Source organism: Streptomyces sp. NPDC055962 (genome assembly GCF_042270185.1).
Lineage (GTDB): Bacteria > Actinomycetota > Actinomycetes > Streptomycetales > Streptomycetaceae > Streptomyces.
Genome location: NZ_JBHJYN010000006.1, coordinates 357,342 through 369,511 on the forward strand (window position 1 = coordinate 357,342; position 12,170 = coordinate 369,511).

Sequence of the window (12,170 nt, forward strand, 5' to 3'; positions counted from 1 at the left end):
GCTGCGTGCGTGGGGAGCGACCCTCGGTAGCTTGATGGTGGTTCTGACTGCTCTGACTGCTCTGACTGCCTGCGCCGGCCCCTATCAGTACTACGAGGGAACAGGGATCCACGACACCACGGCGGCCGAAGTCGCCGGAGGCTGGGACAACCTCGGGGGAACCCGCGTGGTGCTTCGCAAGGACGGAACGGCTCTTCTCGAAAAGCTCGACGGGCAGGACTTCGACTTCGAGGACGGCTGGCGCCTCTCCGGTACGGGGACCTGGCAACTGACTGACGATGACGGTGGACAGGCCATCCGACTCGCGCTGACAGCCCGGACCCGAGTGGAGAACCGTTCCACCGCGACGGCCACTGACACCTCGTCCCCTGAACCCCCATCGACATACGCGTGGTCCTTCTACGTGGACCGCGATCAACACGACGAGTTGAAGCTGTTCTTCTTCTATGGCGACCCCGACATCGGGAACACCTACGTGATGACGCGGGAGACAGGGTCATAGCCATCCGTTGATCGCTGCGACCAGCACGGTGGCCTCGTAGCGGGTGGCGACGGCGCGGTTCCCCCTGAGAAGGTTGATCCCACACTCGACCGCATGGCACTCCCGGTACTCGACAGAGTCGAAGCGCGGCGGTCGGCCGCCACGGGAGCCGAGCTTCTGACGATTGCGGGCCTGGTCCGCTTTGTCCGTGATAGTGCAGCGAATCCTGCGGCGGCGCAGGTAGGCGCGGTTCGCGCGGGAGGCGTACGCCGTGTCGGCCCGCATACGGTCAGGGCGGACGCGTGGCCGGCCCTGCCCGAGGTGGGCACGCGGACCTTCTCCAGCACGGGTTCGAACTGCGGCGAGTCCCCGCGCTGCCCGGCGGTCACCACGATCGACATGGGCTTATGGCCCTGCTCCACGGCCAGGTGCAGCTTGGTGGTGAACCCGCCGCGCGAGCGTCCCAGCCCGTGATCGCAGGGCTCGGTGAACACGCCGCCCGGTGGCTCCTTCTGAAGGTCGCCCTGCTTCCGAGCCCCGGCCGCATGCTGATGAGTGCGGCACACCGTGGAGTCGACGCTCAGGCATTGTCCGCACCCGGCGTCGCACCGGAAAGGCCGACCGGCGGAACTACTTCGGCAAACACCGTGACCTCGGCCTGCACTTCCTTGCTCTGACCGACGAGAGAGGTCGCCTGGTCTGGATATCCGCCGCCCGCCCCGGCCGCACCCACGAGGTCACCGCCGCCCGTCACGACCACATCGTGGCCCACCTGCGGGCCGCGGGCCTCGGTGCCCTCGCAGACCACGGATTCCGCGGCCTGAACAACGACGTACTCGACCCTGTGATCGTCACTGGCTTCCACGCCGGCCGCACCCACAAGCTCACCCCCGGCCAGAAGACCGCCAACAGCCCCCGGACGCACACCGGTCGAGCACGGCTTCGCCCACCTCAAGTACTGGCGAGTCCTCGCCGAACTCCGCACCGATCCCGCCCGCGCCCCCCACCTGCTGAGGGCGCTGCTCGTGCTGACGAAGCTCGAAGTTATCCGCTGACAGGCGATCTACGCCGCAGACCGCCGCTCGCTACCAGCGGGAATATGCCGACGGCCAGTCACATTGAACCTTGGAACTGCTACTTCAAGTTGGCCAGGGCTCACTCGTCGCCAACTGAGGGAGATGGGCCTGAGACCCGAAGACAACTGCGGTCCCGTCGCGGTCCTGCGCTGCAACTGGTGGTACCGGCCGCAGTGGTCGTGCAACCATCCACTCGCGGATTCCTGCTCCGCCTCGACCTGACGAAGGTCGAAGCGCGCATTCCGACGCTCGCTCAGGAATGAGCGTTGGACCGCACTATGGCAGCCCGCCAGACATGTCCCCTCGCAGTTGCGGCCGCCGCTACACGTACTGCCTGCCCCTGCGGACTCTTCCTGGTCCGGGTCGGACTCGTGGCCGCAGCAATGTCGGTCCTGGACGGTCATACCGCAGTCACCGGGGCGTGCGCGGCGATGACTTGGGTGGTGTGGTTCCCGGTCAGGGCGACGAACCGGCCGGGCTCAACCTCCCGGACGACAAGGGCCCGGCATGGGCCGTTGTGGCAGAAGCTGGTGAGTCGTCCCGACGTCGCCGCGCATCGCGTTGCCGGGAAACGGCTGGCGGGCGAGTGGGAGCGTCTCGGTGTGCAGGTAGGTTGCCTGGGTCGTCATGGGCTGCATCCCCTGGTCGGCGGAGAGGGCCGCAGAACGATAGAGGCAGGTGGCCGGGCCCACTCTTGCGGTTTGCCGAACAGCAGGGCAGCCAGTGCGGGAAGATGAGATGGCTGTCGTGACACCATCCGGCGCCCGCTCACTGATCGTTCAGGGCCGATATCGAATAAGGAGGGAAATGGATCCCACTGACATTCTCCTTGCGCTCGCGGCGGGAAGCCTCGCCAACGTAGTGGTCCGTCTGGCCGGAACATGGGTTCGGGCGCGCCACCCGAAGCGGGCGACGGTGACGATCGGGAATAAGCGGCTGAAGCTGGATCTGTCGAATCCGAATGAGGCCGAGCGCTACCTGAAGAGCACTCCGCACGGCCCTGAGGACAGGTGACTCGTTGTCTAATCAAGCCACGGGGTCCGGGCATTCGAGCGCAGTAAATGCACTGACAGCCCAGCACCGCCAGGTCTTCAACCACGATCAGATGAGCGCTTCCTTCGGCGGCGCCGGAGGTGGTATCGCCCTTGTTGCGATAGCCGACCACATGGAAAGGGGCAGCCTGTGGAGCGATATTTTTCTGTACCTTGCTCCGGTGGCAGCCATCGCATTCACCCTTCTCACAAGTCTTCTGTTCGCGAAGCTCGAAGAGCGCGAAATCCGCAGCAAGAACACAAAGGCGATAGCCACTATTCGCGACGAGATCGCTGACCCCGACACCTCACTCGAACGAAAAGAGGAGCTAAGGGCGATGCTCAAGTCATTGCGAAACGAGCAGATCGCCTATCGGCTTTAGATGTATTTTCTTTTGGTGTGATCATTCGTTGTTCCGTGCATGACGGATCTGGTCGAACGGCTGGCGCCAGCGGAGTTGTGGGTGCTGTTTCGGCGGGTGGTGCCGCCGGTCGAAGTGAAGTGTCCGCAAGGTGGGGGCGGCGCAGAGCTGGCGACTGGCAAGAACTCGAGTGCCTCCCGACCTCGTCGACAGCACCCATTCATGGAAAGGGGTGCCTCCCAAACCATCGACAAGCGACGTCGCTATGCGGTTCTGGCTCACTTTTCGTGAGGCGTGCACGGTGAGTGACCGCTGACGCTCGGATGAGCCGCTCGAACGTTGCCCGAAAACAAGCACCGGCGACTTTGGCAGTTCGGTGTCATGGAGGGAACGACGCTGTGGCTGAAGGGACTGTTGTTCTCGTCGAGCGCGGACGTGGCAGTGCTGTCGGCAGACATGAACAACGAAGCGATACGCATCGAGGTCCGTGTGACAACGATCGGCTCGGAATATCCGGACTGCGGCGGCTGGTCGAGCCGGGTGGACAGATCCTACCTGCGGTTCCCAGCCGACGTGCCTACTGTGGGGCGGCGGGTGGTCGTCTGTCTGCACGTCCGCCGGTTCTTCTGCCCGGATGCCTCATGCGGACGGCTGAGGATTGTCGAGCAGGTGCTGGGGCTGACCCGACGGCACAGGCGGCGATCAAAAGCCTTGCCGACGCCGCGAGACCCGAAGACCTCTTCCGCGGACAGTGGCAGTACAACCGGCCTCCGCCCTCGACGAGTACAGGCCCTACCTCGACGACCGCTGGGACGAAGGCTGCACCAACGCCTGGAAGCTCTGGGAGGAGATAGTCCCACTCGGCTACCAGGGCAGCTATGGCATCGTCAGCGCCTACCTCAGGAAGAAACGCACCTCACCTCGTCCGGTCACCGCACAGCCTCCAGCACCCCGGGCGGTGACCCGATGGATTCTCAGCCGTGCGGAAATCCCTCACCGAGCTCGAACAGCTACGGCTCAAGGCCGTATTGGCCGAGTTTCCCGAGCTCAATGCACGCGCCGGTCACCTGCGGTCCTTCGCGCGGATGCTCACCGAGCGCCAAGGCGAACGGCTCCCGCAGTGGCTCGACGCCGTCCGCCAAGACGACCTGCCCAGTCTCCACAGCCTCGCCGCCGGCATCGACCGAGACCGCGGCGCCGTCATCGCCGGCCTCACCCTGCCCCGGTGTTGTCGAAGGACACGTCAACCGAATCAAGATGCTCAAGCGTCAGATGTTCGGCCGGGCCGGCTTCGATCTCCTCCGCAAGCGTGTCCTGCTCTACGCATAGGGCCACGTCCCGAGTTGCCAGAGGTACTGGCTGACGAGGCTCAGGGCGCCATGTGTCGGAGAAGATCCCGTGACTTCTGCTCCAGTGCGCCTGTCCACTTGTTTGCATGGGGATCCGAAGCCGTCTTGAGATAGTGACTCTCGGCGTGCTCGGCCCCCCGCCAGCTCACCTTGGTGTTGGCTATCTCAGCCAAGGCCAGCACCATGGCAACGAACACTTCGGACATGGTGGCCATGACGGCGCGCCGGGTTTTGCTATGCCAGGCGAGCAGGGCGTCGACGAACGCTGCGAATGCAACGGGGTCGATCTCACACTCGTCAGCTTCCATGGGGCCGATGCCGGATGGCAGCCCCACTTCGGCTTGATAGACGGTGACCTGGCTCATGAACAGCCGCGACGCCCCGTTGGACGGGTTCCACAGGGTTCGGTCGCCCAAATCGTCGTACTGGCTTACGTCAGCATCCCACCGCTGGTCATAGGAGGTCGATATTACGTTCAGTCAGCCCTCCACGGAAAGTGAGCCGGAACCGCTCTTGCTCGATAAAGCCCCCCCGAGCAGCCGGCAGCTCTGGAGCGGCTTGTGGTCGCCGCACAGCCAGCCCGCCCAGATCGTCTTCGGGTACAGCTCCGAATCGTTGGCGTGCAGCTGCAGCTCTTCTTTAGCTTCACCTTGTTACAGGTGACGGCCTCCAGAGGACCGTATCCGGGGGACGGCATCGCTCCACCGGGCGGGGGTCGGCCCGCCGCTGCAGGCAGGTGATCGGTCAGGTATGAGGGTCAGCCGGGACGGGATTCTCGCGGAGCCAGAACTGAACTGCCTCTGCGGCCTCTGGGCGGCCAAGATGGTCAAGTACCGACGATTGCATCTCCAGCACCTTATGGAGCGCTGGAAGGAGGGTGGGAGTCGTAGCGAGGTGACGGCGGTAGATTTCCACAGCCTCTTCCGTCGTTCCCAGCGCCCTGGACGCGTCGTCCTGCGCTGCATGAAGCCCAGCAATTTCGGACAGCGAACTGGCGAGGTCGAGTTCGTGGGCGGCCGGGTTGTCGGCAACGAGCCTTCGCCTGATGTCCAGGGCCTCCTCTGCTGCGTTCAGGGCCTCTGTGTGACGTCCAAGGGCGCCAAGCCGGACGCTGACACTGGCCAGGGACCGGGCCAGGGCCGGTTCGTGGGCGGCGGGGTTGTCAGCAACGAGTCCTCGCCTGATGTCAAGAGCTTCTTCGGCAGCGGTCAGCGCCTCGGCGTGCCGCCTTACCTCCGACAGTGGACTCGCGAGATTGGACAGCGCGAGAGCGAGGCCAGGTGTGTAGGCTGCCGGGTTGCCGGCGGCGAGTCTTCGCCTGATCCGCACAGCCTCATCCGCTGCGGTCAGCGCCTCGGCGTGCCGTCCCATCTCGGAGAGATCGGCGCTGAGGTTGACCAGGGACCGGGCGAGGTCGGGCTCGTAGGCGGCGGGGTTGTCGGCGGCGAGTCTTCGCCTGATGTCTAGAGCCTCTTCAGTTGCGGCCAGTGCTTCGGCGTGCCGCCCCACCTCCGACAGATCCACGCTGAAGTTGGACAGCGACAGGGCGAGGTGGGGCTCGTGGGCGGCGGGGTTGTCGGCGGCGAGTCTTCGCCTGATCCCCAGTGCCTCCTCCTCGGCGGTCAGGGCCTCGGCGTAACGGCCGACCTCCGACAGATGATTCCCGAAATCGGAAAGTGAGCTGGCGAGGTCGGGCTCGTAGGCTGCCGGGTTGCCGGCAGCCAGTCTTCGCCTGATGTGCAGAGCTTCTTCAGTCGCGGTCAGTGCCTCGGTGTATCGGCCGACTTCCGACAGATGATTTCCGAGGTTGGCAAGGGAGGTCGAGAGGTCGGGTTCGTGGGTGGCGGGGTCGCCGGCGGCAAGCCTGCGCCGAATGCTCACTGCGTCCTCCGCGGCGTCCAGAGCCTCGGTGTGACGTCCCACGTCCCAGTACCGCACACCGAGGTTGGCAAGGGAGGTCGAGAGGTCGGGTTCGTGGGTGGCGGGGTCGCCGGCCGCAAGCCTGCGCCGAATGCTCACCGCTTCCTCCGCGGCGTCCAGAGCCTCGTCTCTACGCCCCACGTCGGAGAGATCCACGCTGAGTTTCGTCAGTGAGGCGGCGAGGTCGGGTTCGTGCGCAGAGGGGTTCTCGACGGCGAGTCGCCGATCCGCCTGAGCGAGCGCGCTGGTGAGTTTCAGCGCGAGAGGGGCTGTGATCCGGGACGGATGCGGAAGGGCTGCGGTGGCTGCTTGGAGAGCCAGGTGAGGCAGAGAGGTCTTGTCAAGAGTGGCGTCGAGGATCTGCAGGACGCGCACGCTGTCCTCGGTGCGGCCGCTGTTGTAGTGGGATATAGCGGCGCGGGCCAGGACGGTGACCGTCTGGACCTGTTGTCCGTTGGAACCCGCGGCAAGGATGGATGGCAGTGGAACGCCGCCGTCATCGACCGCGTGTGAGGCGTGGAACTCGGCTACACGGTCGGGTTGGAGGGAGCCCCAGTAGCGGGTTCCGGTGGCGGGGTACAGGGAGGCTAGCCAAGCCGCGGTAGAGACCGTCTTGTGGGCCGGCAGGCCGGGCAGGGTGCTGATCACTCGGAGTGCTTCGTCCTGGGTGCCGGCGCCACACATGGCAGCGACGGCGACGGCGGCCCCGAGAGTGGCGGCCTCCAGGCCGAGATGGTGAGCGGGCGTTTTCGCGCTGGCTTCCCAGAAGCGGTCCTCGTGCTTGAGGAGAGTGCGCTCAGGCGGGGTTCCGTGGGCCGTGTCGGCGGGTCGCGGTCCTCGCTGCAGGAGGTGGACCAGAGCGGTCATCTGCAGGGTGAGCACGTTGTCGTAGCGACGGTCGTGCATGTCTGCGGGGGGCTGCAGGGCGGCGGCCAGGGATGCCCAGTCGTGTGGAGGCAGGGAGGGAAGCTGAGGAAGCAGGCGGGCCAGGTCGCGGACAGCGGACCCGAAGGCCGTGTGTCGGTCCTCCGGGTGGTCAGCGGGAATGAGCGGGGCGAGCAGGGTGATGGGTGCTTCTTCGAGGAGATCTCGGACAGCGGGGACGGATTGGAAGGACCCGGTACGCCAGTCACCGTCGGCACGGGCCACCAGCAGCAGCCGCACGCGGTGGCGGGAGCCATGGAGATGGGTGATGAGACGGCGCAGGAGCCGAGGGCGGGTTTCGGCGTAATCGACGACGAGGAAAAGGGGGAGGGCGGTGTTCAGGGTGGTGAAGTCGGGTGGGTGACCGTCGATCGCCGGGTCGTCGGTAAGGTCCGAGCGCAGGTGACCGGTGACCCACCCCTCGCGGCTGAGGGTGTCGCTGAGACGTCGGGCGAGGCGGGACTTGCCTTGCCCCCCGGGACCAGTCATCACGCGGATCGCGAGTGCCGCCGTTCCCTTCTCGCACCAGGCGCGCAGGCTGGTGAGCTCGCGGTCGCGGCCCTGGAAGGAAACAGCCTCCGCGTCGGCGCGCAGCAGCGCGGCGGGTGACCGGAAGGTGCGGTCGACGGCGGCGGAGTGGAGCAGGGCGATGGGCTCGATGGGTTCGAGGACAGGTTCCCAGCCTGTGTGCTGGGCAACTAAGGTGCGGAAGCCGGGGTCAGCAAGGAGGCAGGCAGCAGTGGTCGCGGTCAGGCGGGTACCGCCATCGGCGATACGGTCCCGGCGTACGGTGCCACACAGCAGGTCTTGGCCGTAGCCGTCGTCCGCCAAGACCGCAGCACCGGAAATCCCCGACCAGCGGCTGCCGCTCTTGGCGGGCGGGCCGGCAGGGGTGGGGTCGGTGCTAGTGATCTCGTAGCGGTCGGCGAGTGCGCCGGTACCCAGCTTGATGTGGCCGGTCAGGTGTTCGTCTAGGCGGCTACCGAGCAGGTCTTTCTGCAGACGGGGGAAGCCTGTGAGGCCGACCTGGTGGGGGCGGGGGCCGATGAGCTGGCCGAAGCGCTGTGGCGGGCGCGTGAGCAGGTCAGTGAGCGACTCGGGCACTGGCCAGTGGGGCGTATCGTCGATCTCGATCAGCGCTGCGTCCAAGGCATTGCTCTGGCGCCGCCAGCGCACTGTGGCGGGGAACTCGCGGTCGCTCGTGTCCGGCCGGCAAACGGTCACCGTGCCGACCTCGCCAGACGGGTCCATCTCGTTCAGGACATGCTCGGCGGTCAGGACCAGCCTTGGCGCGATCAGGTAACCCGACCCGAATCCACGCGTGTTCCTGCCTGCCCGCCTTACTCGGATCTGCACCCGGCGGTCGAACTCCACGGCTCCCCCTGTTGATCTTCTGCCCTGTGACCCTGCTGACCCGCGGTGCTACTCGTCGTCGCTGACGTCCACGTCCCCGCCTCCGGGCTGGTGCGGGGTGAGCTTCACCGTCATGGTGTGGGTGGCCTTGCGACCGCTCTCCTTCTTGCCGCCCAGGCTGACCACACTCCAGCGGAGGCCACCGCTGACGCCCTTGGTGCCGGTCAACTCCAGGCCCAGGTCCAGAGTGATCTCGCCCATGGTGAAAAGCACACCCTGGTGACCCTGGCCTCGAGGATCGGCGATACGGCGTTGGGACTCCGCGATCTGATCCCGCAGCAGAGTGACCGCGTCCGCCAGATCCATCCAGCCCTCGTCCGAGCCAGTCCTGTTGTCCATCCCCGAGCCCCTCCATCTCATAGCGCTTCTTCCTCCGGATCGAAGTGAGGCGCATCCGCCTATATGCCCGGAAGTAAACCGCACTTGTCGCCAGGCGGTCGGTGGGTTGAGGGAACTGCCGAATGCCTGGCGACGCAGCGGTGCCCTGAGCCTGAGTGCGGGCCTTGACTCCGGATAGGTCACGTGCGAGACGCTGGATCCTGGGGATCGGAAACGGACATCTCGTGGTGATGGACAAGGCTCTCGTGGGAAGGCCCCGTCGAAGGCCCGATGCCCTGCTCGTGAACGCGGGTGTGACCACGACCACCGGCTGATTCTGGGCTGGAGCAGGCCGAGCGGGATCAGGTCTGGGCTCTGGCCGCTGCCCGGGGGGAGGACCAATGACCACCGGCTGGTCAGGAAATTGACCGCAGTACCTGTCCCGCCGGCTGCGGGTCACGCCGGACACGGTCCGCACGTGGCGGCGCCGCTTCCTCGAACGCGGCCTGGACGGCTTGTGCGACGACCCGCGGCCCGGCGTCCCTCAGAAGATCACCGATGCCGACGTCGAGCGGGTGATCGTCAAGACGCTCGAGGGGACCCCGAAGAACGCCACTCATTGGTCCACCCGCTCGATGGCGGCCGCGACGGGCATGTCACAGTCGACCATCTCGCGGATCCGGCGGGCGTTCGCCCTGGCACCGCACCGGTCCCAGACGTTCAAGCTGTCGACGGATCCTCTGTTCATCGACAAGATCCGCAATGTCGTCCGGCTCTACCTTGATCCGCCGCAGAAGGCCCTGGTGCTCTGCGTGGACGAGAAGTCGCAGATCCAGGCCTTGGACCTGTCCCAGCCGGTCCTGCCGATGATGCCCGGCGTCCCCGAACGCCGCAGCCACGACTACATCCGGGCTGGCACCACCACTCTGTTCGCCGCCCTTGAGGTCGCCACCGGCAAGGTCATCGGGTCCCTCCACCGCCGCCACCGGGCAGCGGAGTTCATGAAGTTCCTGACCAAGCTCGACAAGGAAGTCCCGGACGACCTCCAGGTTCACCTGACCCTGGACAACGACGCGACCCACAAGACGCCCGGCATCAAGAAGTGGCTGCCGGCCCACCCGAGGTTCCACCTGCACTTCACCCCGACGAGCGCGTTCTGGCTCAACCTGGTCGAGCGGTGGTTCGCCGAGCTGACCCAGAAGAAGCTCAAGCGCGGCGTCCACCGCTCCGTCCAAGCCCTCGAACGCGACATCCGGTCCTGGCTCACCGACTGCGAGCACCCAAGACCCTTCGTCTGGACCAGGACCGCCGACTAGATCCTCGATAAAGTCGCTGCCTACTGCCACCGAATCTCCGACTCAGGTCACTAGTTGTCACCGTCCGGTTCGGCTACGGCCTCGGGACTGGTGGGCCCGCAAGTTCAGGAGTGGCGTATTCGCCGTGACTGTCGGCCGATCGTCACCCTGTGTCGGTGCTCTGCGGCATGATGATCAGTGTGGAAACCGAGATGTTGATAGACGTCTGGCAGCGGCTTCTCGCCGACCCTCGCAAGTCGTGGGTGCTGTTCGAGCATGGCACTTGTGTCGTGCTGACCGCTCCGGACGGGGAGCTTGCTGAACAGGCAACCGACCTCCTGAAGAAGTTCGGCCCGGCGCATGCCGGATCTTCGGCAGGAGACTTCGGGGTGATCGACGTCAAGGACGTCGAGGGATGGGTTGTCACGGGGCACCACAACGACGTCCTTACCTATGTCGGTGTCGATGAACCTCAGAATGAGTCGCAGATCGCTGTCGGGCTGTTCGGACGTTCCAAGCGCCACCGGGACGGCACCGAGCTGCACGTCGTCCACGTTGAGGACAAGCGAGAATCAGCGGCCCCAGCGTAAGCAGCCGCGCTTCACCGTTGGTGTCGCCCGAGGCGTATCGGCTCCAGGTTCCACCGGCTTCGGTGACCGGGCGGGTTGTGGTCTTGCCGTGGTAGCCGAGTGCATTCGCGATGACAGGGAGGGCGAGTGGAGCGCTGTACAGCCGATCAGCATCGGGTGATTGCGTTCGAGGAGCACGTGCGGGCCTGTCCGGCCATGTACTTCCGTGTGGAGCGGGACAGCCCGGAGCTGCCCACCGAGGTGCTTCAGCGAGTGGCCTGGGACGCGTTGCACCGCCGTGATGGCACGCATGGGCAGATCAGCGTCGAGATCACATCCGACCTCAGCTTCGTGGTGGAGGACGATCAACTGCACAGCGCCGACGAGCGTCAAAGTCCCCTTCCCGGGTTCTACGCATCGCTGCTCGACAAGGACCGATGGGCTCCGGCAGCAGCCGCCGCGCTCAGCGTCCGCACGATCATCGAGGTCTGGCTGGACGGCCGTGGTTACAGCCAGGAGCTGGACCGGGTGGCTCCCACAGGCGCCTGGGAAGAGCGTCTCGCGCGCAGGCCGTACGGAACCAGGACCACGTTCCACCTCGATCCCTCGTACTTCGGCCCGGGCGAGGCCATCGCTTGGGCACTGCGCCCTGAGGAACTGCACGGTGAGGTGTGCGAGGGGCACCCCTCAGGCACGATGTTCGCGATTCACGATCTGCGCTCTGGGGCCGATGGCTCACCGGGCGAGTAAGCCCCGCTTCCTCAGCAGGTCGGAGCCGGCACGTCCATACATCTGGCGTTTGAGCATCTTGATCCGGTTGACATGCCCCTCGACGACACCTGAGTTCCAAGGGGGAGAGGCCGGCGACAACGGCGTCGATGTCGCGTTCGAAGGGCTGGGCGAATCGCTGGAGGCTGGGCAGGCCTGCAGCCGTGGCGGCTTTGATCCATGCCGGCAACTCGTGTCCTCGCAGTTTCGTGAGCATGTGGGCGAAGGCGCGCACGAGCCCGGCGAGTGCCTCCATTTCGAGGCAGTTGGCCAGTACGCCCTTGCGCAGGAGCCGGTCACTCTCGGCCAGAGCGTCAAAGCGAGTGAGGATCAAGCGGAAAACGGTGCGAGCGGATGGCGGCCGACGGCCGATGACCGTACCCGAAGCGACCGGCGCCAGGCCGGATCGCTCCGGCCGGCGCCCCGCGTTCAGCGCTGACGTGCTGACGTGCTGACGTGCTGACGTGCTGACGTGCTGACCTGCTGGCGGTCTGACGTGCCGATGTGCCGGCGTGCCGGCGTGCCGGCGTGCTGGCGGTCTGACGAAGTGAGGTGGGCGTCGGCGAGTGCAGCGGTGAAAGTCTGTTCGAGTCCACGGAGCGGGCCTTCGGGCCCGGTGAACGGCCGGGCGCACGGGCGCCCGGGCCAGCCCGGCCTCTGAGGT

General features: G+C 66.1%; 12 protein-coding genes and 1 pseudogene. 8 read left to right on the forward strand and 5 right to left on the reverse strand.

Annotated features, from left to right (window positions below; all coding sequences use genetic code 11):
* Window positions 1–34: 34 nt before the first annotated feature.
* On the forward strand, window positions 35–502 hold the full coding sequence (locus ACFC51_RS20145; protein ID WP_376530076.1) for a hypothetical protein: 468 nt from the start codon (window positions 35–37) through the stop codon (window positions 500–502).
* Here ACFC51_RS20145 and ACFC51_RS20150 read toward each other — a convergent pair.
* Window positions 472–1,047, reverse strand: coding sequence for a hypothetical protein (locus ACFC51_RS20150; protein WP_376529955.1), 576 nt, complete (start codon window positions 1,045–1,047; stop codon window positions 472–474). The genes ACFC51_RS20145 and ACFC51_RS20150 overlap by 31 nt on opposite strands.
* On the opposite strand from ACFC51_RS20150, the gene ACFC51_RS20155 reads away from it, so the two are divergent.
* The 3 genes from ACFC51_RS20155 (at window position 984) to ACFC51_RS20165 (ending at window position 2,971) form a co-directional block, all read left to right on the forward strand.
* Complete coding sequence (locus ACFC51_RS20155; protein WP_376529957.1) at window positions 984–1,820, forward strand: transposase family protein; 837 nt, start codon at window positions 984–986, stop codon at window positions 1,818–1,820. The two genes, ACFC51_RS20150 and ACFC51_RS20155, sit on opposite strands and share 64 nt — an antisense overlap.
* Window positions 1,821–2,364: 544 nt before the next feature.
* Window positions 2,365–2,571 carry a hypothetical protein gene (locus tag ACFC51_RS20160; RefSeq protein ID WP_376529959.1) on the forward strand — a complete coding sequence of 69 codons (207 nt, stop codon included), beginning with the start codon at window positions 2,365–2,367 and terminating at the stop codon, window positions 2,569–2,571.
* A gap of 91 nt (window positions 2,572–2,662) precedes the next feature.
* Window positions 2,663–2,971, forward strand: coding sequence for a hypothetical protein (locus ACFC51_RS20165; RefSeq protein ID WP_376529961.1), 309 nt, complete (start codon window positions 2,663–2,665; stop codon window positions 2,969–2,971).
* A gap of 989 nt (window positions 2,972–3,960) precedes the next feature.
* On the opposite strand, the gene ACFC51_RS20170 is transcribed toward ACFC51_RS20165, so the two are convergent.
* The 4 genes from ACFC51_RS20170 to ACFC51_RS20185 form a co-directional block, all read right to left on the reverse strand.
* Window positions 3,961–4,215 (reverse strand): hypothetical protein, encoded by a 255-nt coding sequence (locus ACFC51_RS20170; RefSeq protein WP_376529962.1) that lies wholly within the window; start codon window positions 4,213–4,215, stop codon window positions 3,961–3,963.
* 104 nt (window positions 4,216–4,319) lie between these two features.
* Window positions 4,320–4,778 carry a DUF6086 family protein gene (locus ACFC51_RS20175; protein WP_376530078.1) on the reverse strand — a complete coding sequence of 153 codons (459 nt, stop codon included), beginning with the start codon at window positions 4,776–4,778 and terminating at the stop codon, window positions 4,320–4,322.
* 265 nt (window positions 4,779–5,043) lie between these two features.
* Window positions 5,044–8,517 (reverse strand): tetratricopeptide repeat protein, encoded by a 3,474-nt coding sequence (locus ACFC51_RS20180; protein ID WP_376529964.1) that lies wholly within the window; start codon window positions 8,515–8,517, stop codon window positions 5,044–5,046.
* 48 nt (window positions 8,518–8,565) lie between these two features.
* Entirely contained in the window at window positions 8,566–8,895 is a 330-nt protein-coding gene (locus tag ACFC51_RS20185; protein ID WP_376529966.1) for a trypco2 family protein, read from the reverse strand.
* 416 nt (window positions 8,896–9,311) lie between these two features.
* Between ACFC51_RS20185 and ACFC51_RS20190 the strand changes: the two are divergent.
* The 4 genes and pseudogenes from ACFC51_RS20190 to ACFC51_RS20205 all read left to right on the forward strand — a co-directional run.
* A pseudogene (locus ACFC51_RS20190) lies at window positions 9,312–10,190 on the forward strand (IS630 family transposase); the annotation flags it as partial.
* 167 nt (window positions 10,191–10,357) lie between these two features.
* Window positions 10,358–10,759, forward strand: coding sequence for a hypothetical protein (locus ACFC51_RS20195; RefSeq protein ID WP_376375236.1), 402 nt, complete (start codon window positions 10,358–10,360; stop codon window positions 10,757–10,759).
* A 126-nt stretch (window positions 10,760–10,885) separates the two neighbouring features.
* Window positions 10,886–11,488 carry a hypothetical protein gene (locus ACFC51_RS20200; RefSeq protein ID WP_376529968.1) on the forward strand — a complete coding sequence of 201 codons (603 nt, stop codon included), beginning with the start codon at window positions 10,886–10,888 and terminating at the stop codon, window positions 11,486–11,488.
* 49 nt (window positions 11,489–11,537) lie between these two features.
* Window positions 11,538–11,945, forward strand: coding sequence for a hypothetical protein (locus tag ACFC51_RS20205; RefSeq protein ID WP_376530089.1), 408 nt, complete (start codon window positions 11,538–11,540; stop codon window positions 11,943–11,945).
* The last annotated feature ends 225 nt before the right edge of the window (window positions 11,946–12,170 follow it).